The organism is Knoellia locipacati (genome assembly GCF_007992835.1).
GTDB lineage: Bacteria > Actinomycetota > Actinomycetes > Actinomycetales > Dermatophilaceae > Knoellia > Knoellia locipacati.
The window spans coordinates 47,855-74,088 of record NZ_BKBA01000006.1 but is presented as its reverse complement, the minus strand read 5'-3'; the positions used below and the strand labels follow the sequence as shown (position 1 = coordinate 74,088).

Genomic DNA, 26,234 nt, shown 5'->3' with positions numbered 1-26,234 from the left:
TGAGCATGGGACGCATCGACTACATCGACGACCCCGAAGCGCCAAAGGCCAATTCCGTGGTTCCCTCGGTGGTCGCCATCGTTCGCGACGACGATGGCCGCATCTTGCTGATCCACAAGACGGACAACAACCTTTGGGCGCTGCCTGGTGGTGGTCATGAGATCGGCGAGTCGATCGTCGGGACTGTAGTGCGTGAGGTGAAGGAAGAGACCGGCTATGACGTGGAGGTCGAGGCGCTGACCGGCACGTACACCAACCCTGGCCATGTGATGGCTTATGACGACGGAGAGGTGCGCCAGCAGTTCTCACTCGCGTTTCGCGCTCAACTCATTGGAGGGGAGGCTCGGACGAGTTCCGAGAGCCGCGAGGTGGTCTGGTGGGAGCCCGAACGACTTGACGAGCTTGAAATGCATCCGTCAATGAGACTGCGTATTCAGCACGCCCTAGAGGGCCGTCAGTCCCCAGCCCTGGGCTAGTCCCAAGCGGGCGATGGCCCGCCGGCAAGCCGCAATGAGTTCCGGCGTAGATCGCGTCACGGCGCGATGCACAGGATCTTCCTCGGGATACCTGGCCAAGATTTCTTCAATGCGGCGAGGGACGTCCACCTCGTTGCCGGAGGGCGACGAGGTGAGGTCGCAGAGTGTCAGAGCATCCAGCCGAGCCTGAGCCGGTTGAAGGTAAGCCTCCAGCTCGGCCAGGAGCCCCCGCTCGTCGGCCTCGAACCATGCACCCGTATGCCAAGCGATCAGACCGACGACCTCTGAGGAGTACCCCTCACTACGACACCAAGCAGCTCCATCGATGGAATGCATGCCGGTGACGGCAAGCTCCTGTGCGTAGCCAATGTCATGTAGCCAAGCAGCGCTCAACAGGATCTCGTCACCCGCATACAGCCGCTCGCCCTGCTCCGCCACTGACACGACATGCCTGAGCCTGGCCACTGGGAGCAGCCGGATCGCGGTGTCGCTTGGGATGTCCATGCGCACATCCTCACACCGGCAGGCATCCCGATCGACGCTCAAGTGAGAAGGCCGGGCGCAGTTTCAGCCCTCGGTAACTGAGTCGGCTCAGCGCGATTGGCTTCCTACCCGCTCGACGGGAGACCAGACTGCGGCATTTGCGGATGCTTCAGTCGGACCTCTCCTCAGGCGCTGACGACCCTGATCCTGAGGCGAAGTACGCGTGGGCGCGGGCACTCCATCCGGCCAGCTCTTCCTCATTGGGGTCCTCGTAGGAGGGCTAGGCAGGCTCCCCGCCAAGTGGCCACGGACCCAGTACCTCGAAGCGATCGGCGCATCGGCAGAGATCTCCGCAGCGGAAATTCGAAAGTAGACGTCCTTAGCGTCGCAATACCCGCCCATTCGACCTAGGGAGGTATGCCAGACAGAGGGATACAGGTAGTCGCGTGAACCCGCTACATCGCCGCTTGGAAACCACAGCTCCGGGTCGATGTCGTCAGGTAGTGCAAGCGTCATGCGAACCATCATTCCTGGGAGTGACCCGATCAGCGGCAGGGGCGGGCGTCTGCGACTAGTTGAGAAGCCTATGGACCGACCATCTGCGGCGGGACTGGTGGAGGGCTGACGCGAAGAGGGCCATGCCGGTCTCGGATGTAGGTCGCGTAGTCGACGAAGTGCCGCCGCCGACCCAGGTAATGCGGGTAGTGCTCGAAGTGCCATCGGCACTGAGCCACGAACTCCTCATGGTCAGTTAGGCCGAGCCGGGCGCAATGAAGTGCGAAGTCCTCCAAACCCTCGAGCATCTCCTGACACTGATCCGCGTCGGCCCCATCGGCTCCCCAAAGGACTCCCGCAGGCAGCTCATGAAGAGCACCGTCAAGCCATCGACGAGTCGACAAGTAAGTCGCGACCTCGTCCGCCCATCGTTTCTGGACCCCATCGGTACTCACGCCAGGAAGGCTACCGAGAACCCCTGAAAGCTTCCCTCACCGCGGCAGATGAGGAAGATCGCGGTGCAAGCCTCAGCTGCTACAGCAGAGTGACGGCGAGGACGTAGGCGAGCCACCCAAGTAGGAGAAGGATGAGCGAACCGCTCATCAGGGACCAGTGCCCGGACTCCTGTTGAACAGCCGGCGTTCCAGCCTCTTCCTGGGATATGAGGGATCGAAGAATGACGGCTCCGTCGCCCCCGCCCTGCATGCTCTCGTTACTGCTTTCGCCTAACCCGAAGACCCGCAGCGATCGTCCTCCGCGCAGCCGAAGAAGTGGGAAGCCCCAGAACCCTTCGTCCAAAGACTCCAGGGTCGATATGTCCATGCGGTATGTGCGCAAAGGGTTTCTGACGGTCACCCACCGATCGGCCACAGTGACGTGAGGCCTTCCGAACACCATGAGCGCAGCTAGGGAGGTGACGAACAAACACGCCGCCACGAGTACGGCCTGGCCAACGGTGAGAGCGTCCGGGCCACTCAGCCCGCTTCTGTTGTTGGCCCCAACGGCCACGGCCAAGAGCAGCCATGCCACCACGTGTCCCCAAAACATGTTGGAGTCGCTGCGCAGCGTCAGGCGACCGGAGGCGTCGGTGCGAGCGGCGATGCCCGCTTCGAGAGGGCTCGGAAGCGTCGCAGGGCGCCAAGGCTGCTCGTCACTCACTTTGTAAGCGTATGTCGCGACCCTTATCTCAGCTTCACGTTCGCGCCCCCATCAGCCGAGCGAAATGCGGCATGTCCGGACGCAGATTCCGGTGTAGTCCACGAGACGAGGAACTCATCGCACCCAGTGAGTGAGAGTGACAGAGATCTACGGCTTTGCTGTCATTGAGCCACCCAGGCGGCACTGATCATCAAGAAGATTCCGAGGGCCAAAGCTCCGCCTCCCAACAACCAGACATACCGCTCGCGCTGGCCTGTCGTGACTGGTCTTCGGAGCCAAGCCGCGAGGAAGGCCGTCTCCATGACAGCCACGATGGCGAACACGACTAACAGGGGTGTATCGCTGCTCGACGTTTCGTCACCGCCGAACAGGTACGCCACGAGGAACGCCGTGCAGACGTACGGGAAAATCACGAGCGCTTGCAGTGTCCTCGAGCGCGGTACGGCGTCCAGTAGCGGCTTACGAGGGCGTGACATCCACTCCGATGACTTCTTTCTCACCTGAACACCTACGCGCTTCCGTGGGGAACAGGCGTGATCACGAACCGATCATCCCTCATCGGCCGTCAGTGAACGGCAGATTGGCCATCCCTAGCGAAGCGTGTTCGGACGCTCTCACGGCGGCATGAGCGCGCGACGGGCACGTAATCACGTCAGCCAGCGAATCACCGTGGCGAGTCCGACCACGGCCAGCGCGACCGCCAGCCCAAGCCCACCGAAAACGGCAGCTTCTTGAAGGCGGTCGCGAACCGTATGTGCCGGCAGTGGCTCATCTGGACGGAAGTCAGGCGGAGGTGACAACCCCTGACGGAAGTAGTCGGACAGGTGTTGCTCACAACAGAACGACAGGCTCAGGAAATCCGCTGGCCAAGGGTCCGGCGAGGTTGGGTCCTCGCGTCCCAACTCCATGTGGTGCCAAAGGGGTTCATCGACACTGCCGTGGCAGTAGGCACACTCGGTCGGCGGAGGTCCAGATCCCTTGTTCACCGCCACATTCTGGGGGATGGATCCCAGGCCCACCAGTTGTTTCTCTTGGCCCGTCTTTGCAGTCGCTACATGTCCGGGCCAACGACCGCTCATCGGCAGTATCGAGTTCCCCTTCGCGGCAGATGAGGACGATTCAGGCGAGGGGATTCAGGCTCGGGTGGCCTCGCGCGTTGGCGTGGTATCGCCGGGTCAGGCTCGTCGAGGACCGCCCCGTGACGACGTCACGGTAGCTGCGCTCAGACTCGACCGCGCACCAAACGCGGCCTGTCCGTGCTTTTCCCGGTTTCCACCTCGACATCCGCTGGTTGACTGCTCGCGTGACATCCGACGACGCGACCACGCTGCCGATCACTGTCGACATCCGGAAGGTGGACGAGCATGGCCTGATCTCCAATTGGGACGACACAACGAAGTTGTGGCTCTCATTCGACGAGCGGGAGAAGACCATCGGAATCGCGGGCAACCGTGCCGCGCTCAACTCGTTGGCACGTCACCTCCTCACGCTGACTCAGCCAGATGCTCGGCCCGGCTACAACCTGTACTGGGAGCCCGAGTCAGGCTGGTTCGGGACCGACGAAGCCGGTCTGCACATAAGCCTCACGGAATAGTGCTCCTCGGCACGACCTCGCGAAACGCGGCAGTAGCGGTAGATCGGCATTACGCTCCGATTGTGGAAGCGGAATACCCCTCTGCGCGGGTCGATGAGTTCGAGATGGGCATGTTCGTGTCCTACGACGACTGCGGTGACGCTTGGGTGAAGGCGCCCGACGGGTCTCTCGCAGGGCTCATCTGGGAGACAGGAGAACCCGCCTATTTCAGGGCCTCCATCGCGCCTGACGAGGCGCGATGGGGCACCTACGCCGTGCAACTTCCACTACCCCTGACGAGCAACGATGAAGCGGCTGCCTATCTTTCCGCGCTACTCCCTGACCTGCGGGTCAGGTGGCACGAGTGGGCCCGACGACAGAGTGGCTGACCGCACGCTCATCGGCACGACCGATCTGCGGCATGAGCGGGAAACGCCCGAGAAGGCGCTCTTGTGGCGGAGGATGCCTTCATGCCCCTGACTGTTGACCAAGCTCGAGCAGCGTTGCAGGTGGCCGCATGGCGAGACACGATCGGTGAGATGCCCTCCGAGGTCCTCGTGGGACTCGCCCTTGACGCCGTCGTCGCCGGAATGGACGGGCCACGACTCATTGAGCTCGCTGGGGCAGACTCATCAGACCCTCGCGACCTACGAGACCTTTGGCAGGCTGTAGTCGTCGAACAGGGCATTGAGCGTGCCGACGAGCAGAATGCCCTGTGGCAGTTGGTTCGTCACACAGCCAATGGTGTTGTCGATGGCACTGTCGCTCCCATCGTCGCCGCGAACTGGCTGTGGCGGTCAGCGAGCCACCGGATGGAACCAGAAGGTGACCTGCGGATCTTCATCGGGTTGGCCTCCGAAGCGGAGGATCACCCAGAGCAACTGCAAGACATCGCGGACGCAGTCGTCACCGAGTGCCGTCGGCTGTTGACACGGCAGCGGCCACGACGTTGGCTGCGTCTCCAAGCGGGCCACGATGGCGCCTTGTCCTTCGCGACTACGTCCGGCCAGTCCCACCGGGGCCCTGACCAGCTCCCGGTTCCCGCCAGCCTGGCAACGCGCCTCCTCGATTGGCAGCGGGAGTGGACGGAGTCGGTAGGCAAGGGTGGGTTCGTCGCGATCCCCGCGGCGGAGGAGTTCGTGACGGCGGGCGAGGCACTTGCCGACGAGCTACAAGGCGTTCTGGGCGCTGATTGGCATGTCGAGTACTACCCGGAACCGGTGAGAACGCCCGGCGTGAGATTGCGGTCTCGCTGGAAGGCTCGAAGCAGAACCTAGGTCTCCTTTGGGTCCTATCAGCGGCATGACAGGACATTGTGGCTAGGCGAGCTCTTCGAGGTCGAGATGGGCGCTACCGCCGGCATTGGATATGGCGGCTGCAAGGTCATTCGCGAATCGGTGCACTGCCTCGTACGTAGTCAGGACGAGCAGTCGGGCCTCGGACACCGTCCCAGTCGTGGGTGAGTGAGCGTCCGTGTCGACCGTGGCCAGGTGCACCGACACTGCCAGTTGTCCGCGCCCTGTCACGGTGAAGGCGGTCAGATTGAGCGTTTTCTGGTCTCCAAGTGCCGACGAGATTTGCGGCCTCGCTGTTGTTGACCATGGGTAGACCAGGAGCGAACGAGTCCAATCCAAGAGGTCGGCGTCGTTGACGTATCCGACCGACGCTCCTGCAAATGGAGTAGCACGGGCCGAGACGTGCAGTTCACCAAGCCCTTCCAGGCCCTCCGCCCGATAGGCAACGGTCAGTCCTTCGGCGGCCCCGGTCATGGCATGACGCTACATCGCCCAGAACGCGTCACTCGGTGATCCACGATCCCGATGCGCGCACGATCCGCTGCAAATGAGTGCGCTTGCGGGGTCGCGTTGGAAGACTCAGCCTCATGGAGATGCGGGAGGGGACGCGCGTGACAGTCAGCGGTGGCTACGACTTCGAGCCTACGTGGCTGGCAGGAAGAGAAGGAGTGGCTGGCGCCGTGCTCAAGTGGATTCCGGGGCGGAACGAGGAGCGCGCGTGTGTCGTTTTACTCGATGAACCGTTGACCGCGACAGGGGACGTGAGAGGCGGGCGAGAAGAGCGGACTGGAAGCCACATCGTTCTCGCGCTTCGGTACGCCGGCCAAGTCTGGGAGGAGGAGGCCACGGTGCACATCGAGCTGTGTGAATCGGAGCCCGTGAATGCCGCTTGGTCTAGCCGCGAGGCTGGTGCCTGGGTGGAGTCTCACGCCACGTATCGGATGTCGTGATCGCGGCATGACAGGACGTCTCGAGGCATCACCAGATCGGTCGTCAATCGGCGAAGAAGCTCGTGGACGTATCCCCGTCACGTTCTCGCTGTCGAATGGTGGCCGAGATGTATGCCAGGCCAGCGGCGCCGAGTAGCCCCAGCAATAGACGAACTGGTAGCGGCAGATTCGGGCCTTCCAGTCCCGAAGCCAAGCCGAGCGCGCCAAATGCCGCCACGTCAACTGCGAACTCGGTCGTGGTCATCCGAGTCGGCTCGATCTGCGCGAACCGTGAGAACACCGGATAACTCACCCACAACGCCGGCACTACGAGGGCCAAAAGCCCTAGAGCGACCGACCGGTCGCTGGGCTCCGCGCCCGGGCGTGTCAGGACTGCCAACACAATGATTGGCACGGCCAGGGCGACACTTCGTCGCCAGAACTCGTCACTTCGCACCGGTGCATAGCACCACGAGCCTCCGCACCGACCTACCAGTGTCGCCGAGTAAGACCACCCATCACTTTCAACGGAGCAAAGGCAAGCGACCCGCGGCAGATGAGGGCGTTCGTCTTAGGACGATGGCGCTGGGGACCCAGGCCACTCACGCCATGTCAGCCTTGAGGCGCCCCAAGCCTTTTGGGACTCAGTGCTCACTCGGTTCTCGAAGTCCTGGAAGGCCTGCCACCAGCGCACACCCTCGTCGGCGAAGTCGTCCGCAGATTGCTCGGAGCCGTCGGCGCGAAGCACGGTCAGATCTTCAAACGTGGCGGTTCCCTCGATGCAGTAGCTGCGAACCTCGCCTTCCTCGAGACGTGCGCACTCGTTGAACCAGTAGAAGGAGTGGGGCGCGTCGTGCTCGCTGAAGCGGGCGATGAGGCTCGGCTCATCCGGCCAATCCGCCGTCAACTCTGGATCGTCAAAGTATCGCCACCCGTATAAGGAGCCACCGAAGGCCAGAGTCTCGAAGAACTCATCGAGGGCCGAGAGGCTCCCGATGGGGATCGCTGGGCCGTTGCCCTCGACCGTAACTCGACGAAGCAGAAACTGAGCCTCCGCAACACCCCGCAGCATCAGCAGGCGCCGCGCGTCCGGATCGATGGGGCCGGCTTCTGGGAGGGCCGACACATGCATGAGGAACTCGAGGGAGTCGTCGCCAACTTGGCGAACACCGACAACGTCCGCCTCCGTGAGCGCAACCTCGAGACGCTCACGGCTCCGTTCCGACCATTCCATGCATGCATCTTCGCCGAACTCGGGTCTGCGCGCTGTCGAGTGCCCTGACATCGGCACGACCGCGCGGAACGCGGCAGATGCGTGCGTTCAACTTGAGTGCTCTCTAGGGCGACTCTCCCGTACTGTCTGCGGACAGCCTGCTCAACGCCCAGCGCTGGTACTGGGCGTCACTGAACTCAAGGATGACGGCACCGTTCGAGTCGGGCCAGGCCCCAGGGGGCGCCGTCCACCATGGGCGGCGACCCCCGAAAAGGTCACCGGACCGCGGCAGATCCGGTTGAGCTAATCGATGTAGCCAGTGATCGGATCCACCAGACCGAGGAAGTTGCGAATAGCGTCCTTGAGCTCCGCGTCGGTTTGACCTTCACCGCTGTAGGTCGAAGTCACGAAGCCGTAGTCCGCGTTGGGGCCGGAGGTCCAACGAAGCTCATGGACCCCGGGCTCGCCGACGCGCTCGATGACGTCGAAGTGCTCGCCGTCGACAACCATCCGCTTCACACCCGCGAGGGTACCGATCCGCGGCATGTGAGTGCGTTACGTCAAGGCAGGTTCGAGAGGTCCCGACGCGCGAGAAGGCCGAGGCACGACAGTGCGCCAAGGGTGCCCACAACCAGGAACAGGACACTAACGACTGGCAAGGGAAAGTAGGCGCTCGCGCAGGCCGCATCGGGAAGCGGGTTAGGGCGATCGAAGAGGGCGGGGCCGCAGTCCACGAACAGGCCGTTCGGTTCGACGGCAGTCAGTGGGGCTGCCCCGAGGAACCATCCGCTGAGGGCCAGCAGGATCGAGACGCAGCTTCCGGCAACAAGCGCAGCGACGCCGGCCGCACGTTGGAGCACACCCACACCCCGGCGCTGAGTCGCTGGACGCTTCGGCGCCGTTGTCTGAGACATGAGCACAACGTAGCTCTACCGAGAATTCAAATCGCCATACCTGAGGACGTCGCTCATCGAAACGTTTGCGCGGAAGGCGGCAGATCCGGAAGCTCAGCGGGAGACGCCGCGGCCAGTGATCACGCCCGGCGTGTCCCTATTCGCGATTAGGCGCACGACGAGAACTGGTACCCCAACAAAGGGCACAAAGAAGATGAGGACGAACCACCACAGTGGTTTGATGCCGATCCATGGCCGTGTCCAGCCGCCAGACACGCGCTTGGCATGGAGTGCTAGGCCGCCCGCAAGCGCGAAAAAGATCGGCACGCTGATCCAGTTGACCTGAAACCCGACATCCTCGATCACATCACGAGGATACGGCGCGCCGAATGCGCACACTGCGTAATGAGCGGGCACCTGACGCGAGTCGTTCAGATCAGGACCCGGCCAGCCCCAGGGCGCTCGCAAAGCGCAGGATCGCCTGCGGCAGCTCAAGGACGTAAACCACCAGCCCGTCCCGTCTTGGTGATCCCGCAAGTGACATCGACGTGTCCAACCTCCCACCCAAGATCGGCTTCTCCCTCCCACTGAAGGTCGCCGTCGATGTGCAGTTCTGCCAGTCCGGGGAACTCGATGAGTCGTGTGACGGGGCCGTCCAGACGGAACTCCAAGGCGAGCGTTCTTGGGGCGTGGAGTCGAAGCGACGTCAAGTCGCAATCGCCCTCGGCCGCAGCGTCCCACCGCTCTCCTTCAGCCAGAGCCCAACCGGTCTCGAGCATTTGTTTTGCCTCTCGGCCGGGAAACCAGCGCCTGTCATTGCTCATGGCGCAATCATCAGCGATACGAGACCACGCTGCTCGCTCGTCGACATTCAGCGAGCCGATCGAGGCAGATGCGGGCATTCGCCACGCGGGTGAGCCGGCCCACGCGGATCGCGCAGCCTTACCAGCGTTAGATGGCGAAGAGTGCTGAAGCCACCAGGCTTGCGACGAAACCTAGCGTTGAGCTTCGCCCCAATACCCGGCCGTTCCCTAGGAGATCTAAGCGGGCTGGTGGGGCGGGCGGTGTCTTCGAGAGGGTGAGGTTCTCCGCCTCCCGCGACGCCGCTAAGCGGCAGTCCACGTAGCCGATCAGACCGGACAACGGAATGAGAACTATGCACATCACATCAAGGAGATCCGTCGTGAGACCGCGTGGGAGGAGATCCCGAATCAGCAAGTAGTACGGCCATGGAACGAGGGGTGCAGCGACCATCGCACCGATGGCGATGTATGTCCCAAGTGCTTGAAAGGCGCCTTTCGGGTCCTCGGCTTCTTGACGCCAGGTCACCTCAGGGTCAGCGCCTCCCTCAGCAATCCGGAAGACAGCAAGCGCCAGCGTGCGATTGAGGTTGAGACTCCGCACCAAGGGGTTCCTGATGCCCCGAGTCGGGAGCGCCGAAAACGCCATGTTCCTCCATCCGCCAACAGTCAAGAGCACTCAAGGATGGTCACGTCCCGTACGCGGCCACACCTGCGACCTCTCCCAAGCCCCAGGCTGAAGCGCGATGGCAGTTTAGAGGAGGCGCGGCGATTGCCCGCCACGTTTGTCCGGACTTGTCAGCCTTACACGCCTTGCGTCCAGAACGGCCGAGGAGCAAGGACCGCAACGCACGCTCATCGGCATGTGAGTGAAACGGCGACCCTTGAGTGAGCTGCAGCGACATGCGGGTGAGCATCACGTTCGAGCCGAACGGCCGCTCTCAATCAAGCCCGCCCCACGAGGGCCAATTGGGCGGAGAAGTAACCGCTCGACAGGACGTCAGGCACCACCTCCACTGTCCGGCCGGTCCGCGGCGCGTGCACCATCCCGCCGTTCCCGTCCGCGATTCCCACGTGGTGGTAGAAGCCGGCTGGGTCTCCATCAGCGTGGAAGAAGAGGAGATCCCCGGCTTGCATCTGGTCAACCGGCACTTGCCGCAAGGACCTGGCTTGGTCACTAGCGACGCGGGGGATCACCCGTCCCGTACCGACGAACACGGCATACCTCGTCAGGCCCGAGCAGTCAAAGCCCCTTGTGCCCGCCCCATGGGCGATTCCGAACGACGGTCCGTCCATCCCTCCCCCGCCCCAGGAATATGGCGTGCCCAGCCACTCGAGGGCCGCGGCGACGATCCCCGACGAGCGTCCAACGGCATCTACCAAGCACTTCGCGCCCGTCACGATCGGCAAACTCAGCAGCCGGTAGGCCAGCCCTTCCCACTTAGCGTATGCATCTGGGAACGCGCTTCGCTGCACAGCTTGGGCGGCGAGTGACAGTGGCATCGACAGGTAGTTCGGGACTGAGAGCAGCCCGGGTTGGCCCCCACGACCACCGTTGAAGAACATCTCGGCGGAGGTGGTTGGATCAAGACGTTCCGGGCGACTCCCCCAAGGCGCGCGCTGCTGGAACAGCCCGATCGAATCTCGGTCGCCGTAAGGAATGTTGTGCAGGGTCGACTCCTGCATCGCGGTGGCGAGGGAGATGGCCAAGCCCCGATCTGGCACGTTCAGGCGACGCCCAACCGCAACGATGCTCTGAGCGTTGGCTATCTGCTCGGCGTCCAGGGTCGCCTCGGCTTGAACGGTCGGTCGCTGAAACCCCGCGCAGAGCGGCCCCGAAGCCTCGTCGCTGCCGCCTCCAGCCAGCAGCAGGCTCGCATAGATGGCGACACCAGCCACCCCGACAAGCACCACCGGCATTGACCAGGCGATGAAGCGGAGGATGCGCCGAATCACCACGCGCCTGCCCATCTCGAGGACGGCGGCCGTCACCGGGTCGCTCACGGCACGCCTCCGGCCGACTCGTCCGGCGCAATCCCGCTCACGAGCCAGCGCGAACCTGTTCGCTTGAGGAAGACCAGAACCCCGCCGTTGTCTGTCGTATGCCGCATCGTCCGGGAGTTCGCGGCTCTCGCGACTTCGGTTCCCTCACCCACAACGGCCGTCGCGGGCACTCTGAGCGGATCAGTCTTTGACAGCTCGGCAGCGAACTCCTTCGTCGACAGAGGCAGCAGACGTCCACGCCACTCCGAGGGTGGGTCATACGGCCGCGCCCACCCAGCGACGAACTGGCCGGAGACCTCGCCTGGGTCAGCTATGGACTCCGACTGACTCGGTGCCGTGGCCGTCGGTATTAGAGCCTTCGACTGAGTCGCTGGTGTAGGTGAGGTCGCGGACTCCGACACCGATCGACTGGTGACAGCCCTGGTGGTGGGGCTCCCAGCGCCCGAGTCAGCTCCACTCGATTGCAGCCGCCCGATGCCGACGAGCACCGCAGCGAGCACCATGCAGGTGATCGTGAAGTGCTTCCACGACCACAAAGGCCAGCGCCACAGATCCTGACCACGAAGGCTCATGACGCCTCCCGGTCATCACTGCGACCGATGCCCGGGTCGAAGATGTCGTGACCCATTGAACCGTCGTGCCGCAGCGACGCGTTTCCCTCATGAGGTCGCACGATGTGCATCCGGCGGGCGCGATCCTGCTCCTGACCCACCACCTGCCCAACCAAGAGCCGGTGCCGGGATGGGGAGGGCTCCGTGCCCTTCGGCCCATCAGGAGGTGGAGCTATCGGATCGGAGGAGGAACGCGCAGCGTCATCGCCGCCTTGTGACAGTTGCTGTCGCGGCTGGCTCACGAAGACCGAGCCACCGGCATCACCGTCACTCATGTGGCGCCATTGAACGCCGTCGCTGGTGATGTCCCACACCGGCGTCGGGCGCTGGTACGTCTCCGCTCGCGGCGGATCTGCAACCCTTCTCCCGGGAGAACCATCAGCCGGCATGGACCGACGCCCGACTTGCTCCTCGAGCACATCGCTGGTTCCGTCCTCGGTCGCTTTCCGACTGACGGCGTAGCGGACGACGTTCTGTCGCACGGACCTCAGAAGGCCGCGACGCGACTGGCCGCCAAGCATCTGGGTCATGGACAGGAACGGCATCATCAACACGAAGGCCGCGACGGTCAGGACCAGACAGAGCAGCAGGGCCATCACGGACATCCCTGGGCCGTCCGCGGTGCTGAGAAGGGCACTGATCGCCGCTGTGTGGATGACCGAACCGGCGGAGAACGCGATCACGTTCACGAGCGACGCAGCGCCGATGTTCCCGATCCGGCGCACCACTGACGAGAGCGGGGCGATGATCCCGACCACCGCGGCTGCCGGGAAGAACATGACCAGGAGGCGAAGCATCACCAGCCCCGCCACCAGGAAGGCGTCCGCGATCAGCCGGAATCCGACGGTGAAGAGTGACCCCAGCAGAGTCAGCACCCCGGTTCCGGCACGCCCTCCCGCCTTCCCCTGCAGGACGGCATACGTCGAGGGGTCCTGCTCCTGTATCTCGTCGGCCACCTCAGTGAACGCCTCAGCCTTGCTCTCGGATATCTCCTTTGCCCGCTCGGGATCTCGGCTCGAGGCCGCCTCGGCGCGAGTGAGGGCTGTGGCACCAAACAGCCGCGGACCCCACCTCTCCGCCGCTGCACCCTCGGAGCTTCCAAGCTCGCCCCGCAGCCAGTTCTGATACAGCACCGTGTCGACGGCCAAAGCTCCTTGGCTCCGGCCTGGGCCCCCTTCAGCGTCAGACACGACCCCAGCACTACTGGCTTGGAGGTTGCCAATGGTCTGTGTCACGGTCTCATCGAAGAACGATGCCGCCCGTCCGGGATAGGCCGCCAGCCCGCTCAGGACCGCCAGCACGAGCATTGCCCAGAGCCCACCGGACACGACTGACGACAGTTGGCCCCGGGTCGAGTACACCAGCAGCAGCCCAACAACGCCGAGCAGTGCCACGCCACCCCAAGGCGTCCATATGGCCTCGTTCATCCGCTCCGAGACACGGTCGACCACGCGGTCCAAGGGACCCATGTAGTCCTTCGGATTCGATACGGCGTTGTGTATGCCGTTGCTCAGGGACGTGACGAACACCGCTGCGGACATCGCCATGTTGCCGACCATCGTGTCGGCTGCCGCTTCCGGATTGCGGACCGAGCCACCGCAGCCGAGGTCGTAGGTGCTCCAGCGCAAACCGGCGTATCCGTACTGGTCGTAGATGCTCGTCGTCCGTTGTGGTGCGAACGGGTCGCGGGCGACCGGGACCGGGGACGGCGCCGGGTCGAGCATTCCTGAGACACCGCGGTCGGGGTACTCCGCGACGGGAGCCTCCTTGCAGTCGGGCAGACCCGGGATCGACGGCCTCGCCGCCGCAGCCGCTCCGCCCAGGATCACCAGCAGGAACGTCAGAAGGCCGACGCGCACAAGACGCCTCGTGTGCTGGCCACAGCCGAGACTCATGCGATCTCACGCTCCTCGGCCACGGCGCCCGATGCAGCGCGCTCGACCGAAGCCAGACGATCGCGCGCCTTGTTCGGGTCTGCAGTGGTGTTGAGAGCCTCCAGCAACTGAGGGTGGGCCGACAGGTCCATGCGCATCCGCTCAACCCCTCCGGCGCCGTCGCTGAACACGAACTCGCGTGAGCCACGGTGACCATGGCTGGTCGGGCGGGAGAGCGACTCGAAGATCGCCTCGTAGCCCACGTCGGGACGAGCACCCGGGATGAACCGCAGGGCGTCGCGCTGGGCGTCCTCGCCTGTCAACCGACCGATGAAGGCTGCCGAGACGAGGTTGGCGAGGTCGAGCTTGAGGAGGTCTGACGGATTCTGGCTCGCCATGATGACTCGGGTGTTGTGTTTGCGCGAGTCACGCCCGGCCCGCTCAATGAACCGGCGGCCGGTGGAGAAGGACGACAGTGCCCAGGCTTCGTCGATGAAGATGCCCTTGCGGGCGTGCACATCGCCGTAGTACATCCCGCGCTGCGCCAGCCACGCCGCGATGTAGAGGACGCACATGCTGAGCCGCTCGTCGAGGTCCTCCGAGCCTTTGGCGTCTTCGTCCGGGAGCGAAAGACCGCGCAACGAATACACCGTGAGGAGAGCGTCACTCGCCCGATAGTCCGACTGGTAGCCGGGCGGGAAGATCAGCCGGCCGTGGCTCGTTCGCGCGGCCTCACTGAGGAAGTCGTGCATGTAGCCGGCATGTCGGACCAGCTCGTCGTCACCACCGATGTGGCGCAGCGCTTTGACCACTTCGCCCGCAGAGGACGTGTGCCTCGCGGCCACCTGACCGACGGCCCGCATGAGCGCCACCTCCGTGAGGACGTGTTCCTGCATCTGCCGCGGCAGGATCGACCGCAGGACGCTGCTCGTGAGCAGGCGTCGGGTGTTCTCAGCCGTCGCCTTCCCCAGCTGCCACTCGCTCTCCGAGTCGAAGTGCTCCCTGCGCGGCTCCGCGATCACCCGGTAGGGCGACAGGGCACCGGGCTCGGCATCGAGCAGGTCCACCGGCTTCGATACCGACGCGAGCTCCGGCAGGTGGCACAGCGCCGTCAATCGCCCCGATGGGTCCAAGACGGTCCACGGAATGCCCTGCAGGACAGTGCGGTAGATGATGTTGCCGCCAGCCGTGGACTTGCCGCCACCGAGGCCGGCGCAGATCACGGCTAGCCCGGACTCCTCATCCCGCTCGGTCGAGAGCCACGGTTCCCACGTCACCACCCGTGCGGACGTGCCCGAAGTCTCGCCCAAGTGGATGCCGATTCGGTCTCCCACTTTCGCGGTCGCGGCCGGGACTGCGGCCGCCAAAGTGGTGACCGGCATACGCCGTCTGTATGCCGTGTTCGCCAGCTTCTCTCCCGGGATGAACTCACGCGCGATGGCGTACTGATCCCAAGGGCGAGTGATCGTGATCTGGGGTGCGAAGAGTTTGCGCACAGCCCCGGCGCGCTCCATCGCTTCCTCCTCGGTCTCGCCCGAGACGGCCAGCCGGTACCAGCCCGTGGTCCGAGTGCTGAGCCCTGACAAGCCCATGGAGATCTCGTCCTCCACCGTCAGCGCCTTGGACGCCTGCCGGTCGAGTGCGCCCGGCGCAGGCTCTTGGTGTTCGACCTCGTAGTGGTCCTTCTGCGCCCGGATCTTCTGGATGTTGCGTCGCATCGCCGCGCCCACTTTGGCGGGATCCTCGATCCTCACGCGGGCCGACCACTCGACTGGGAACGGCAACTGGTCGGTGCGCTGCATCCACGGGACCCCGGGAGGGATCTCGAGATCGGCCATCCGACCGACACTCATCACGCAGACATGACGAGCAACCCGTTGACCGTTCAGATCGCCCTCGACCGTGACGGTCCTGCCGAACGGCTTGGCCGTCCACAGGACCTGGTCGGTGAACTCCCCCAGGTCCTCGCGGGCCCATGTGTCGTCGTCCACGGCTCCGAGCGTCAAAGGTGCCGGGAGGCCGAGTGAGACCGACCGATGCAGTAGCCACTCGAGCTCACGCGGGGAGGCAGGGGAGCCAGCCATTCCAGAGAGCGCCATGATCTCGTCGGTGGCGCGGACCGGCCTCCCGAGAGCCGCGACCTCGCGGTCGTACATCGGTCGGGCCATGCTGCCGAGAGCGTGCAGGATGCGTCGCGAGCCGAGCAGCTCAACCCCGACATACACCTCCTTGTCGGCCATGCTGCGTCGCGCCAAGTGCATCTGGTCTGTCACCAAGTGATCACGCCAACAGTTCAGCGGGGCCGGCGCGTTGGCGTCGTGTGCCCGCGCCCAGCGGCTCACCGGGTACGGCCGGGTTGTCACCCTCAGATGGAGGTTCCGTTTGGCCAACTGAGCAAGGGCATCCGCGGACTCGCGAATCAGCTGCTCACGTATCCCGTCGGGTCGGAAGGACCACCCCTGCGGCGCCAGCCGATACCAGGCGTAGATCTTGTCGGAGCTCACGGTGCAGTGACCTGAGATCCGGCGCAGGAACAATCCCCGCGTGCTCATGCTGAACTCCCCGTCCGGCCATGCCGGGGAACCCGGCTCGGGCGAGAGGGGACAGCTCGAACCCGAGCCGGGCGGAATGTGGCACACCGGACGCGTCGGTCGCGCCGAGGTGCGCTGATCTCGTTGGTCAGCGTCCGTAGGGCGGAGGAGACGGGACGGTCGTGATCAACGAGCATGAGGACGCCCCGGGTGATCGCCGCGGTGGCAAGGAGGCTGTAGGCCAGAACGAAGAACCCAAGCCCAATGCCGAGACGGCGCTCAATGCCCTGCAGGAGAACGAAAACCACAGCCCCCACGGCATAGGCGACGTAGCGCGCACGAAACGGCAGGGTGCGCCCCGGCGGGCCAAGCCAGACTGCGTTGACGTTGTAGATCTCGTCGTCGACGGGCAGTCGCATGGCTCAACCCGTCACGAGGCTTGCGAGCCACGTGCCGACCGCGCCGGCCTGGCCGCTGGTCGCGAGTCCGAGAACGGCAAGGGCGATGACGACCCCGCCGACGACGCGCATGGCCTTGGCGTTGTCACCGCGCTGGGCGACAACGAAGAGCATGACCGCGATAAGGAGGAGCAGCAGCGGGATGATGTTGCTCTTGATCCAGTCCTGCAGGTTGGTGGTGTCACCGGGCGCGGCGACGAGCGTGCTGACGATGGTGTGCATGGTGTCCCCTTGCATCCGTGGAGGCGTGTTCCTCCACAGCCATTGCGCAGCGGGTCATGCAGTGCATCCAGTTGGAACCGGATCCTTTACCAACTCTTGAAGGAACCTGGCGCGGCTCGCGTCGCCGGCCGCTGTGCTGGGCGTGGCCGGCAGTGGAATGCCGTTCGCGTTCGCGTCCGGGCTTCGACTCGCAGGGGCTCGCCCCTCAGACGCCGAGGACGAGGACGGGGGTGAACGCGCGTGGCTGGTTTCCGTAAGCCCCTGCCGCGCCGGTTCCTGGAACTCAAGTTCTCAGACCCGTGGGGCTGGGTTCCGTATCGGCATCGCAGCCGGGCACCACCGCGACCGCTCGGTTTGGGTCAGTGCAAAAGCGTGCGCAGCCGCCTGAGCACTTCCCGAACCGCACCCGGGCAAACTAGTCCGGATCTGCCGATGTGCGGGACGACTCCGCTGCCCACCAGTTGGACCCATGGGACGTGCAGTAGTCGTCACCGGTGCTATCCGCCCCGACCGGGCTGAGCACGTAACGGCCCCGCTCCCGCCGGTCACGGTTAGGACTGCATGTTTAGTAGCCCGCGCCGGCGCGAGTCGCTCCATGGCTTCGGCCGCGGCGCAATCGGTTCAGCTAACTCACCCATATAGATTGGTCCAAGAACCGCGAAAGGGAAGCCAGATGCTGCTCCGCAAATTGTCTTCAAGCCGTACTGCGACGGACCCGGTCCCTGTTCGGTACGACGTCGAGCAGAAGATCACGTTCGTCCAAGACCCAGACTCGGGCACGTGGATGCCGAGCTACGAGTCCACGCGCGTGAGCCAGACGAAGAAGTGCGATCTCGAGACAGGTGAGGATCAGAAAGGTCAGTGAGCAACGCCAACGGGCTCGCAAGCCCCATCTTGATTCTCACGAACGAACGCGATTTCGCCGCAGACACGGTCATCAACTGCATCAACGAGCGCGGGGTCGCGGTCGAGCGGTGGAACACCGAAGGCCGCCCGAACATCCAGTGGCGCCCGGACGCCTGCCCTGTCACAGCTGACTACCGTTCTGTCTGGCTTCGACAGTTCCTTCCAGAACCGACTGTCACCCAGTCGGTCCCTTTGGTAGACGACTTTCTCGTCGCCCGTGAGCAGTGGCGGACATGGCTAGCAGACCTGGCCGAATATGAACCAACCCGTTGGATGAACCCGCTTTGGCCCTCACGTCGCGCCGAGAATAAGCTCGCCCAGTTGCGTGTGGCGAGCCGAGTTGGGCTTGCCGTTCCGCGCACGTTGGTAACGAACAACCGTGCCGACGCTCTACTACTCCAATCTGAAGTGGGGAGCTGCATCGTGAAAGCCGTCGCATCGGCTTACTTTCCGTTCTCCAACTCGGCGTTCATGTTTACGACGCCGCTCAACGATGCCCTCGCCTTGGGCGATGCGGACTGGGCTTCGCAGCCCGTCGTCGTTCAGCAGTCGATCCACCCCCGAACGGACGTTCGCATCTTCATCGTCGGTGAGTTCGCAGCTGCAGCAAGTACGCAAGTGGATGGTCCCGACTGGCGCCTCGGCTCCAAGGACGCCCGGTGGAGTCCCTGCACCCCACCGGCTCCCATCATCGAGGGATGCCGCGCCTACATAAACGCGTTCGGTCTCGCCTACGGTGCGTTCGACTTCGCAATCGACGACCGCACCTGGTGGTTCCTTGAGTGCAACCAAGCTGGGGAGTTCGCTTTTGCCGATCGGCCTTTGAAGCTCGGAGTAGCCGATGCCATCGCGAATTGGCTCATCGGGGACTCTTCGTGAGAAAGCCACTGCGGCGCCCTCGCCGGCCATCACCCCAAGCGAGGAACAGCAGGTGGAGACGGTACTCGCTCGTGTTCGTCCGTTCGATGGGCAGAACCGCTCGATGGATCCTGCGGCTTCGTCTCGTACCCCAAATCGGGCACGCGCTGCTGCTCAATAAGGGATTACCCAAGAATGGTGTGTCGACCAGTGGCATTTCGGCTGGGGATCCACGAAGTCAGCCAGCCGACAGCGACATTAATGCGGCCATTGCCTTGTGGCAGTTCGAGAATGACCGACTCAACGGGCTCGCAACGAAAGCGGCTGCCCTCCTGGCTGCCGACGCGATCGTGGGGGCGGGGATCGCTACGCAGACAGACAGCCGCCTTGTCGCGCGCTGCTTGCTCTTCGCTTCTATCGTGTATTTGGTCTCAGCCGCGGTGGCGGCATGTCTTGTCCAAGCTCCGATGGAGCGGCAGGTGCTCGGCCACTCGAGTGTTCGTGACGGTTCCGCTGCGGAGGAGATGGTCGCTGTCGTCGTTGCGAATGAGCACGTCGGAGTCCGTCTTCAGAATCTGGTCTACGTGAGTTTCCGTGACACGTTCGTATCCCTGGTGTTGTTCCTCGTAGCACTCGTCGCGAAAATGGTGGGGTACTAGTTCAGTTCGCCTTTGACTCTCCAAGTCGCCCGCGGGAGCGTGGGTCCGCGCGCAGACAGTGGAGCCCGTGCACGAGTCTGAGTTCGCGCGGTGTGCCTACATCCGAAGCGTGCCGGACTGAACCAGCCCCGAACACTCACCACTTTCCTCAGCCGAGCAGCGCCGCGCCACCGGCTTACACAAAGCCCGCTCATCAGCGTGAGGTGTTTAGCGTCAAGGGTGGGCGGGTGCCCGGTGTCTCCGTCGTCGTCCCTGCATAGCTAATCGAGGTGGGCTCGGCAGCGTGTGATCGGGTTGTGTCGACGACGGGACGGGGCGGCCTGTGATGAGCGACGAGATACCGGTCGTGGTTCTCGATGCCGCGGAAGGCTCGCCCCGCCCCAGCCTTTGGGACGCGTCAGTCTGAGGTGCTGAATGTCTCGAATCGGTCTATGCGGCAGCGACCTCCAGTTGACGGGTGCCGTGCGCGGCGACCGCGGGGTCCCACGCTTGCTGGTGGGTGATGACGTAGTGGAGCTGGCGCAGGATGGCGCCGGCGACGGCGGTCTGGGCCTGGGTGGGGGTGAGCCGGTTGCTTTCGCGGGTGGTGAGGTGTCGGTAGCGGGCGGCGTACACGCGGTTGGTCTGCAGGCATCCCCACACTGCCCGCCACGCGGCGACGCGCAGCCGTGGCCGTCCGGCGCCGGACAAGCGGGCACGTCCGGTGAAGGCACCGGACTTGCGTTCTCTGGGTGCCAGGCCGGCGTGCTTGACCACGGCGCGGGCGGAGGTGAACCGGGTCAGGTCGCCGGTCTCGGCGAGGATCGCGGCGGCCCCGACCGGGGACAGCCCATCGATCGAGGTGGCGAGGACGGTGAGGCCGAGCAGGTCCAAGACGGTGACCATCCGTGCCTCGACGTCGACCAGGCGCGAACGGGCGTGGTCCCAGTCCTGCAGGACCCACGCGATGCGTTCGAAGATCGCTACTCGCTGGGTGCTGACCCCCGCGGGGTCGGTGAGCGCGATGAACAGGCGGTGCACGATGCGCAGGCAGGGGCGGGCCTTGCCGCGGCGGGCGACCTCGCGGCGCACCGCGGCCTCGAACCGGGCCGGCCCCAGGCGTCGGGTACGGGACAGGTCCCCGCCGTCGCGGCCAACGACGACGGTCAATGCGGCGACCCACGTGGTCGACTTGAACGGCTGCTTCGCCGCGTCAAGGACGGCCGGCCACACGCACTCAAGGAGGTCACGGACCTGCTGCACGCACGCCACGTGTTCCTCGATCAGCTGCTCGCGGCGGGCTCCAAGGTGGCGCAGCCGGGCCCAGGTCTCATCGAGTGGCTCGGGCAGATAGCAGATCAGCTGCGCGGTCAGGCGGGCGATGAGGACCGCGTCCTTATCGTCGGTCTTGTCCAAGGTCAGGTCCTCACTGCGTCGGGCATACGCGGACGCGGCGGGCTGCACGCACACGAACGGCATACCGCGGTCCGCGGCGAGCTGGCCCAGGACCTGCCACCGGTGACCGGTCGGCTCGCACGCCACCGTCGCCCCCTCGAACCCGGCCTTCGCGGCCCGCTCGGCGGCCCAGTCCAGGGCGGCCCCGAGGTCCCACGCCTTGACCCGAAACGTGCGCCGCGCCAGCACCTTCGAGTCGTGATCGGTGACCACGACCATCTGCTTGCGGTCAGCCAGGTCGATCCCGACGATCGCATGGCCCACCGGCACCGCCGCCCGCAGCCGAGTCAACCTCGCGTTCCGGTTCCGGTCTCCTCGAGAGACACCACTACTACCGTTGCTCATGAACGTCCTCCTTCTGCTCTTTGGGACACCAAGCCCGACAAGCGCATCAGGAGGACGTTCGCCACGCCAGACCGAAGACGCTCAACGTCTTCCTATGCCGCTGATGGGGTGCGACCGCCCGAGTTCGGCAGTCCCCTAGCGCCAGCCGCAGGAACCAATCGGCCGCTTTCGATGATGAAGGGAGTACGTCAGCCCGTCGCGCCGAGCAGCCCGGCCAACGTGATCGCAATCCAAAGGCACGCCAGCAAGATGAGGCCAGGACGCAGGGATCGTTTGACGCCGTACTCAACGGCTGGGGCATTGTTGTGAGGGGGCTCTACGACGGGCACGACAATGTGTCCTCGCAGATGGTCAGCCACGCTGCGCTCTAGACCCCAAAGACGAACGACGCGGTCTCCGAACTTCAGCCGAGGAAACATGATTCCCTCACGCAAAGTCTCGAGACACTCCGGTGGCAGTACCCACCTCGTCAAGGGGTTGATGACCTGCACCACCCCAGGGCCCGTGCGCACATGCGGCACTGCCCACAGCGCGAAACCACCCACGCTCAACCCCGCAAATAACAAGTGGATTGCCACCAGCTCTCCATCTAGACCGGCATCATCGCTGGACTGTGGCGAGGTATACGCGTGCAGTAGATCCAGATAGGACAGGAACAGGAACAGCCCGTATCCCAGCAGGCATCCGCTGAGCATGTTCGCCCGGTTGCGCCAAGTGGTCACCACGGTGGCGATGCTCGCAGACCGCTGGAAGGAAGGCTTCCGGACATGCCGGGGATGGTGTGTGCACCGCGGTCGGGCAATGATGGGGGCATGACAGTGCGCGTCCTCGATGAACAGCGCGCTTCCGAACTACGCGCGGCCCCGTTGTCGTACACCCCCCGCGAGGGTCCCGAGGCCGACGCACCGCCGGGATACGAGTACCTGAATCGCTCCGTCAACCTGGCGCGTCGCGACTTCAACGCCGCTGGGCGAGATCTCTTCTCATGGCGGATGCATTCGAGGGCTGGGCTACAGGTGGAGGCCTCGGACGTCCCTTTGCATCAAGACACCGTCGTGCTGATGCGGTGGGGACTGGGGGCCATCTCGCTGAGGATCCCCTGTCGCGTGGTCGATGTCATCGACGAGGAGAGGCGCCGAGGCTTCGCCTACGGCACTCTCCATGGTCACCCAGAGGCCGGCGAAGAACGGTTCCTACTCGAAGAGATCGAAGACGGTCGCATCTTGTTCACTATCACCGCGTATTCCAGGCCTTCCTCCCCTCTGGCCAAACTCGGCGGCCCGATCAGCCGAGCCGCTCAGAGCTTCATGACGCAGCGCTACCTCAAGGCTTTGGACCGCCTGTAGAACGTCCGCAATTGCCGCGTAGAGCGCTGCGACCGCGAACTGCGCTATCGGCGCGCGCCGCTGACGGGCGGGGTTCGGTAGGAACGCCTCAACATGCACACCGACAGGGCCAATGGCATAGCCGGCGCTGGGAGCGAGTCCACCCGTTGTCAGATGACTGTCCCGTTCGCGGCGCGGCTGCGTCCTTGGGACCGGCCCCGTGGGAGGGGAAGTCGACCCCTTCGAACCGCTCACGCGTGCTGCGCTTGGCGGGCCTGGCTGGTTCCCATTCGACTGGGCGGCGATTCCGAGCCAGTCGTGAGACTGGGCCGCGTCGGGCATCGCTCTCGGCACGGAAGCCCTCCGTCACCATGTCCGGTTTGCGCCCGCCGCCGGTGCAGTCGTACTCATACGTTGCGATCTCACCCGCGACGAACACCTGAATCATCTTCAGTCGATCGTCGAAGGGCCATCGGGCCCAGAAGGGCGAGCGCGACCACTCTTCAATTTCTGGGTCGATTCCGACCCGGGGGTTGACCCTGACATCCATGCCCGGCCGGTAGGGCCGCACTGTCACCCGCAGCACGTCCGCGTGGCCGTCGACGACGGTTCGCTCACCCCATTCCAGGTTGGTTTCAGCCTTGTCCGGGACTTGCAGGACGGGATCGAGTTGGGCGATGCGAGCGGCTCCCGTGACTAGCGTTCGGTGGCGGTCTATACGAGCGAGTCGATTGATCCAGCCCAGGTAGTTCGCGTCGGGGTCGCTGTTGAACGGTTGCATCGTCAGGAGCATCTCCCGGTGATGCGGATGGAGTCCCTTGAGGCGGTACTGGTTTTTCTTCCATGCGGATTCTTCGTCGTAGATCGGATACTGCAGCACTCCTTCGTTCGGCGGGGGCACCTGGCCGGCGACGTAGGAAGCCGTCGCCCATACGACGTAGTCGAGGCAGGAGCGAAGGTTGTATAGCCATTCACCCAGCGCGAGGGCCAGGTCGGAGGGCACCTGTCGGTGTTGCAAGACCCGCAGGACATATACGCCGGTTCCGTCGCCGTCGAGGGAAAAGTCGAACGCGTCGTGATCGGCGATGAAGTCGTTCCACACACCAACGGCTTCGATCATGTGGACACGCGCCCGCTCCCATCGGTGCCAAGCTGCTTCGAAGGGTTCAGTTGTCATGTCTTCTCCTGTCGCCACTGCACGAAGGTCGCGGCTCCGCCCCAAACCAGTGATGCGGGAAGCACCCGTGGTCCCGCCTCGGGCACCCGGGTCTCATTAGAACTCAGGCTGGTACCGCTCGTGCGACGCACGAGGTCCGCCCGCGGCGATTTAGCAAGCGCGCCTCAACTGCCGCGTTACGTACGATCTTCAAGTGAGGCTAGGAGGAACGAAGCGATGACGGTTCAGGATGCGGTCTTGATCGCAGCGGTCCTCTTCTTGGGCGTCGGCGTCCTTCGCGATATCTCTCGCTCAGAGGCTGACAGGGCCGGCAACGGCCCTTTGGATGGAACCTTCCGCCCTGTTTCGTGGACCGGTTTTTCGCGGGGCCTTCCCTGGTCCTGGCTGGTGCTCTGTTGCTTGTTGTGGTCGCTTGGGGGAGCGGGTAAGGACGGGCGTCAGAGGCGCCGCGTGGTCCCTTCGAACGTCCGCTATTGCCGCAGTCCGCGCGGCCAGGTCTCAATGCACTATCGGGACTCACGGTCACGGCCTCACTTCACCCCACGGAGTACCGGGGCTCCCCAGGAGCCGTTGCTGAAATGACCTCTTATGGATCAAGGCGCCGCTTCGCGCCGTTCCGCCTGCGGGCGGCGCTGGCGCGCCGTCCTCGGCGGACCATCAAGGTCTAAGCAGGGTCGACCCATGTCCTGAATGACTTGTAGCCGTACACACCTGGAGGGCGGCCACGGCCGGCGCTGGTTAACGCCTCGAGGTCGGTCCAAAGATCTTCGCGCGCCAACAGACCAGAGCGGACTAACGCACGCAGCAGATCCCAGGTGTTCAGGACTCTGAGACCTTCGGCCGCGGCGATGGTTGCTGCACCTACGTCGTCGGTTACGAAGTAGCTTGTCGCAAACCGACGCGTCATGATCGCCACAGTCTCCGCCTCGCCGAGATGGGCGAACCGATGATCTCCTGGCGAAGCCATGCGATCGCGCAATACCCGCGTATCGATCAGTTCCGCCGGCGTTGGTCGTTCCGGCTCGCCGAAGACTGCCCCGGCTTTCCCCAGAACCCCCAGCCCTTCAACCCCCGCGGAGGCGTCACATTCTTGAGCGACGGTCGCGCACCAGCGCCCTTTGTCATTGAGTAACTTCCCCAGGAGCTCAAGCCGATCCAGGATGCCAAAATTAACTAGTACCGTGTTGTCGGCGAAGAAGAACCGACTCAAGAGCCCTCCGGTGACGTCCGCAGATCGGCCAATAGATCCTCAACCGCAACGGTTTCGGGGACTGGAACTTCGACATCGAGGTCGTCGGCTGGCACACCGAGCATCCACGCTAGGCCTGTCTTGGGTGTGCGCCCATCTGCGATCAACGCCAAGTGCGCATCTTGGACCGTTACGGGAAATCGCCTTGCGGCAGCAGCATCCATCCGAAGTGTGATGGCGTCACCTGTCTCGGTTTCAGGCTGCCTCCAGTGGTGACGCAGCAGCGCCTGGGTCTTCTTGCCGAGGAGTCCATCGACCAAAGGCGACCGCGGGATGTTCAGGGCCTGCAGTCGCTTCGCAAGGGCATCCGTCGATATGCCCCAGTCCCAAACCCGAGTGGCAAGCTGTGGGGCTTGGACCTCCGTCCAGTCCATCTCCCTCATCGCGGCAGCTGGAAGAAGCAACTCTGCAGCAAAGGCATTCGCCTCCGCCTCGTCGGCGATACCCGCCTCGTGGTGGCCCTTCGCAAGGTGACAGTACTCGTGGGCCATCGACCAGTTCTCCCAGAACCAGTTGCCCGTGGACGGGAGGGCTATGACCATTCGGTGGTTCACCGTGAAGGAGTAGGCCGTGGTTAGTCCGGCGACACGCACCACGTCCACTGCGAGATTCGCCTCGAGGAGATCAGCGAACCGGCGAACAAAACCTTCACCTAGAGCCGTTCGTAGCGCGTCCGGAGACGTCGGAAGCGTTGAACCTTCCGACGACGCCATCGCAGCCGTTGCTTGTCGGTAGATCATCCCGATGTCTTCAAGGACCTCAGAGTCCCTCGGCCAGCTGGGCACTGAGCGCGTCTTCGAGTCGGCATCGAACGTGTGCCGAGCGGCCACCAGCAGCCGGTGCGGGTCAGGCTCACCCGTGATCAGCCAGTGCAAGTCGGCCGATAGCACTTCTGCGACCTGAGCGATCTCAATCGATGAGAACGCACGCCCTCCGCTTAGTGCGCGAGACAGGGCGTCCGGCGTCATCCCGACACGAGCAGCGAGTTCCATCTGCCGCAGACCTTCGGGCATCGAATCGGCTACGCGCTTACCAATCCCCTCATCCATTACCCAGACCGTACCCTGTTCTTGGGATTTTCCCAAGAAGGCTCGGCCAGGTCTTCTCCGCAGCGGGCCGTCCTATGTGGGAGACAGCGCGGTTGGGAGGCGCGACGCCTATAGGCCGGGCCACGCACGGACCATAAGTGACGGTAGGGAGGGGGCGACGAGGGGCGGTAGAGGGCAGTCGATTGAGCGTATGACACGTGCTCGCGCGTGGTCTCAA

At 64.3% G+C, this 26,234-nt stretch carries 24 protein-coding genes; 7 read left to right on the top strand and 17 right to left on the bottom strand.

Annotated elements, in window-relative coordinates; genetic code table 11:
* Positions 1 to 5 precede the first annotated feature (5 nt).
* Complete coding sequence (locus KLO01_RS07915; protein ID WP_147063915.1) at positions 6 to 476, top strand: NUDIX hydrolase; 471 nt, start codon at positions 6 to 8, stop codon at positions 474 to 476.
* Here the strand turns inward: KLO01_RS07915 and KLO01_RS07910 are convergent.
* Both KLO01_RS07910 and KLO01_RS07905 read right to left on the bottom strand, forming a co-directional pair.
* Entirely contained in the window at positions 444 to 980 is a 537-nt protein-coding gene (locus KLO01_RS07910; protein ID WP_147063913.1) for an HDIG domain-containing metalloprotein, read from the bottom strand. The two genes, KLO01_RS07915 and KLO01_RS07910, sit on opposite strands and share 33 nt — an antisense overlap.
* A 1,008-nt stretch (positions 981 to 1,988) precedes the next feature.
* Entirely contained in the window at positions 1,989 to 2,612 is a 624-nt protein-coding gene (locus tag KLO01_RS07905) for a hypothetical protein (protein ID WP_147063911.1), read from the bottom strand.
* A gap of 1,303 nt (positions 2,613 to 3,915) precedes the next feature.
* Here KLO01_RS07905 and KLO01_RS07900 point away from each other — a divergent pair.
* Complete coding sequence (locus tag KLO01_RS07900) at positions 3,916 to 4,206, top strand: Imm32 family immunity protein (RefSeq protein WP_147063909.1); 291 nt, start codon at positions 3,916 to 3,918, stop codon at positions 4,204 to 4,206.
* Between the two features lie 449 nt (positions 4,207 to 4,655).
* The gene (locus tag KLO01_RS07895; protein ID WP_147063907.1) at positions 4,656 to 5,462 is read left to right on the top strand and encodes an immunity protein CdiI family protein; all 807 of its coding nucleotides are present in this window, start codon (positions 4,656 to 4,658) and stop codon (positions 5,460 to 5,462) included.
* Positions 5,463 to 5,504: 42 nt separating this feature from the next.
* Here the strand turns inward: KLO01_RS07895 and KLO01_RS07890 are convergent, their stop codons facing one another.
* The gene (locus KLO01_RS07890) at positions 5,505 to 5,954 is read right to left on the bottom strand and encodes a hypothetical protein (RefSeq protein ID WP_147063905.1); all 450 of its coding nucleotides are present in this window, start codon (positions 5,952 to 5,954) and stop codon (positions 5,505 to 5,507) included.
* Between the two features lie 113 nt (positions 5,955 to 6,067).
* On the opposite strand from KLO01_RS07890, the gene KLO01_RS07885 reads away from it, so the two are divergent.
* A complete protein-coding gene (locus KLO01_RS07885) occupies positions 6,068 to 6,430 on the top strand; it encodes a hypothetical protein (RefSeq protein ID WP_147063903.1) in 363 nt (120 codons plus the stop codon).
* A 43-nt stretch (positions 6,431 to 6,473) separates the two neighbouring features.
* Here the strand turns inward: KLO01_RS07885 and KLO01_RS07880 are convergent, their stop codons facing one another.
* The 9 genes from KLO01_RS07880 to KLO01_RS07845 all read right to left on the bottom strand — a co-directional run bounded on the left by KLO01_RS07880 (position 6,474) and on the right by KLO01_RS07845 (position 17,015).
* Complete coding sequence (locus KLO01_RS07880) at positions 6,474 to 6,674, bottom strand: hypothetical protein (RefSeq protein WP_147063901.1); 201 nt, start codon at positions 6,672 to 6,674, stop codon at positions 6,474 to 6,476.
* A gap of 306 nt (positions 6,675 to 6,980) precedes the next feature.
* Positions 6,981 to 7,643, bottom strand: coding sequence for a hypothetical protein (locus KLO01_RS07875; protein ID WP_147063899.1), 663 nt, complete (start codon positions 7,641 to 7,643; stop codon positions 6,981 to 6,983).
* A gap of 282 nt (positions 7,644 to 7,925) precedes the next feature.
* On the bottom strand, positions 7,926 to 8,141 hold the full coding sequence (locus KLO01_RS07870) for a hypothetical protein (protein WP_222611954.1): 216 nt from the start codon (positions 8,139 to 8,141) through the stop codon (positions 7,926 to 7,928).
* Between the two features lie 488 nt (positions 8,142 to 8,629).
* A complete protein-coding gene (locus KLO01_RS07865) occupies positions 8,630 to 8,881 on the bottom strand; it encodes a hypothetical protein (protein ID WP_147063897.1) in 252 nt (83 codons plus the stop codon).
* Between the two features lie 125 nt (positions 8,882 to 9,006).
* Complete coding sequence (locus KLO01_RS17130; protein ID WP_186827963.1) at positions 9,007 to 9,339, bottom strand: hypothetical protein; 333 nt, start codon at positions 9,337 to 9,339, stop codon at positions 9,007 to 9,009.
* Positions 9,340 to 10,260: 921 nt separating this feature from the next.
* Positions 10,261 to 11,319, bottom strand: a complete 1,059-nt coding sequence (locus KLO01_RS07860; protein WP_147063894.1) for a C40 family peptidase — start codon at positions 11,317 to 11,319, stop codon at positions 10,261 to 10,263.
* Positions 11,320 to 11,887: 568 nt separating this feature from the next.
* Positions 11,888 to 13,825: a hypothetical protein gene (locus KLO01_RS07855; protein ID WP_147063892.1), complete on the bottom strand. Its 1,938-nt coding sequence runs from the start codon at positions 13,823 to 13,825 to the stop codon at positions 11,888 to 11,890.
* Positions 13,822 to 16,356, bottom strand: a complete 2,535-nt coding sequence (locus KLO01_RS07850; RefSeq protein ID WP_147063890.1) for an ATP-binding protein — start codon at positions 16,354 to 16,356, stop codon at positions 13,822 to 13,824. Before KLO01_RS07850 ends, KLO01_RS07855 begins: the two co-directional genes overlap by 4 nt.
* Positions 16,357 to 16,757: 401 nt before the next feature.
* Complete coding sequence (locus tag KLO01_RS07845; RefSeq protein WP_147063888.1) at positions 16,758 to 17,015, bottom strand: hypothetical protein; 258 nt, start codon at positions 17,013 to 17,015, stop codon at positions 16,758 to 16,760.
* A gap of 861 nt (positions 17,016 to 17,876) precedes the next feature.
* On the opposite strand from KLO01_RS07845, the gene KLO01_RS07840 reads away from it, so the two are divergent.
* Both KLO01_RS07840 and KLO01_RS07835 read left to right on the top strand, forming a co-directional pair.
* On the top strand, positions 17,877 to 18,800 hold the full coding sequence (locus KLO01_RS07840; RefSeq protein ID WP_147063886.1) for an MvdC/MvdD family ATP grasp protein: 924 nt from the start codon (positions 17,877 to 17,879) through the stop codon (positions 18,798 to 18,800).
* A gap of 71 nt (positions 18,801 to 18,871) precedes the next feature.
* On the top strand, positions 18,872 to 19,438 hold the full coding sequence (locus tag KLO01_RS07835; RefSeq protein WP_147063884.1) for a hypothetical protein: 567 nt from the start codon (positions 18,872 to 18,874) through the stop codon (positions 19,436 to 19,438).
* A 429-nt stretch (positions 19,439 to 19,867) separates the two neighbouring features.
* Here the strand turns inward: KLO01_RS07835 and KLO01_RS07830 are convergent, their stop codons facing one another.
* Together KLO01_RS07830 and KLO01_RS07825 are read right to left on the bottom strand one after the other, a co-directional pair.
* A complete protein-coding gene (locus KLO01_RS07830; protein ID WP_147063882.1) occupies positions 19,868 to 21,217 on the bottom strand; it encodes an IS110 family RNA-guided transposase in 1,350 nt (449 codons plus the stop codon).
* A 188-nt stretch (positions 21,218 to 21,405) separates the two neighbouring features.
* A complete protein-coding gene (locus KLO01_RS07825; protein ID WP_147063880.1) occupies positions 21,406 to 21,942 on the bottom strand; it encodes a hypothetical protein in 537 nt (178 codons plus the stop codon).
* A gap of 87 nt (positions 21,943 to 22,029) precedes the next feature.
* Here KLO01_RS07825 and KLO01_RS07820 point away from each other — a divergent pair, with 87 nt between their 5' ends.
* Positions 22,030 to 22,563 (top strand): DUF1990 domain-containing protein, encoded by a 534-nt coding sequence (locus tag KLO01_RS07820; RefSeq protein WP_147063878.1) that lies wholly within the window; start codon positions 22,030 to 22,032, stop codon positions 22,561 to 22,563.
* Between the two features lie 88 nt (positions 22,564 to 22,651).
* Here KLO01_RS07820 and KLO01_RS07815 read toward each other — a convergent pair whose 3' ends face one another.
* From KLO01_RS07815 to KLO01_RS07805, 3 genes are all read right to left on the bottom strand, one after another.
* Positions 22,652 to 23,719 carry a hypothetical protein gene (locus KLO01_RS07815; protein WP_147063876.1) on the bottom strand — a complete coding sequence of 356 codons (1,068 nt, stop codon included), beginning with the start codon at positions 23,717 to 23,719 and terminating at the stop codon, positions 22,652 to 22,654.
* A gap of 664 nt (positions 23,720 to 24,383) precedes the next feature.
* A complete protein-coding gene (locus KLO01_RS07810; protein ID WP_147063875.1) occupies positions 24,384 to 24,929 on the bottom strand; it encodes a hypothetical protein in 546 nt (181 codons plus the stop codon).
* Positions 24,926 to 26,017 (bottom strand): helix-turn-helix domain-containing protein, encoded by a 1,092-nt coding sequence (locus tag KLO01_RS07805; RefSeq protein WP_222611952.1) that lies wholly within the window; start codon positions 26,015 to 26,017, stop codon positions 24,926 to 24,928. Before KLO01_RS07805 ends, KLO01_RS07810 begins: the two co-directional genes overlap by 4 nt.
* Between the last annotated feature and the right edge of the window lie 217 nt (positions 26,018 to 26,234).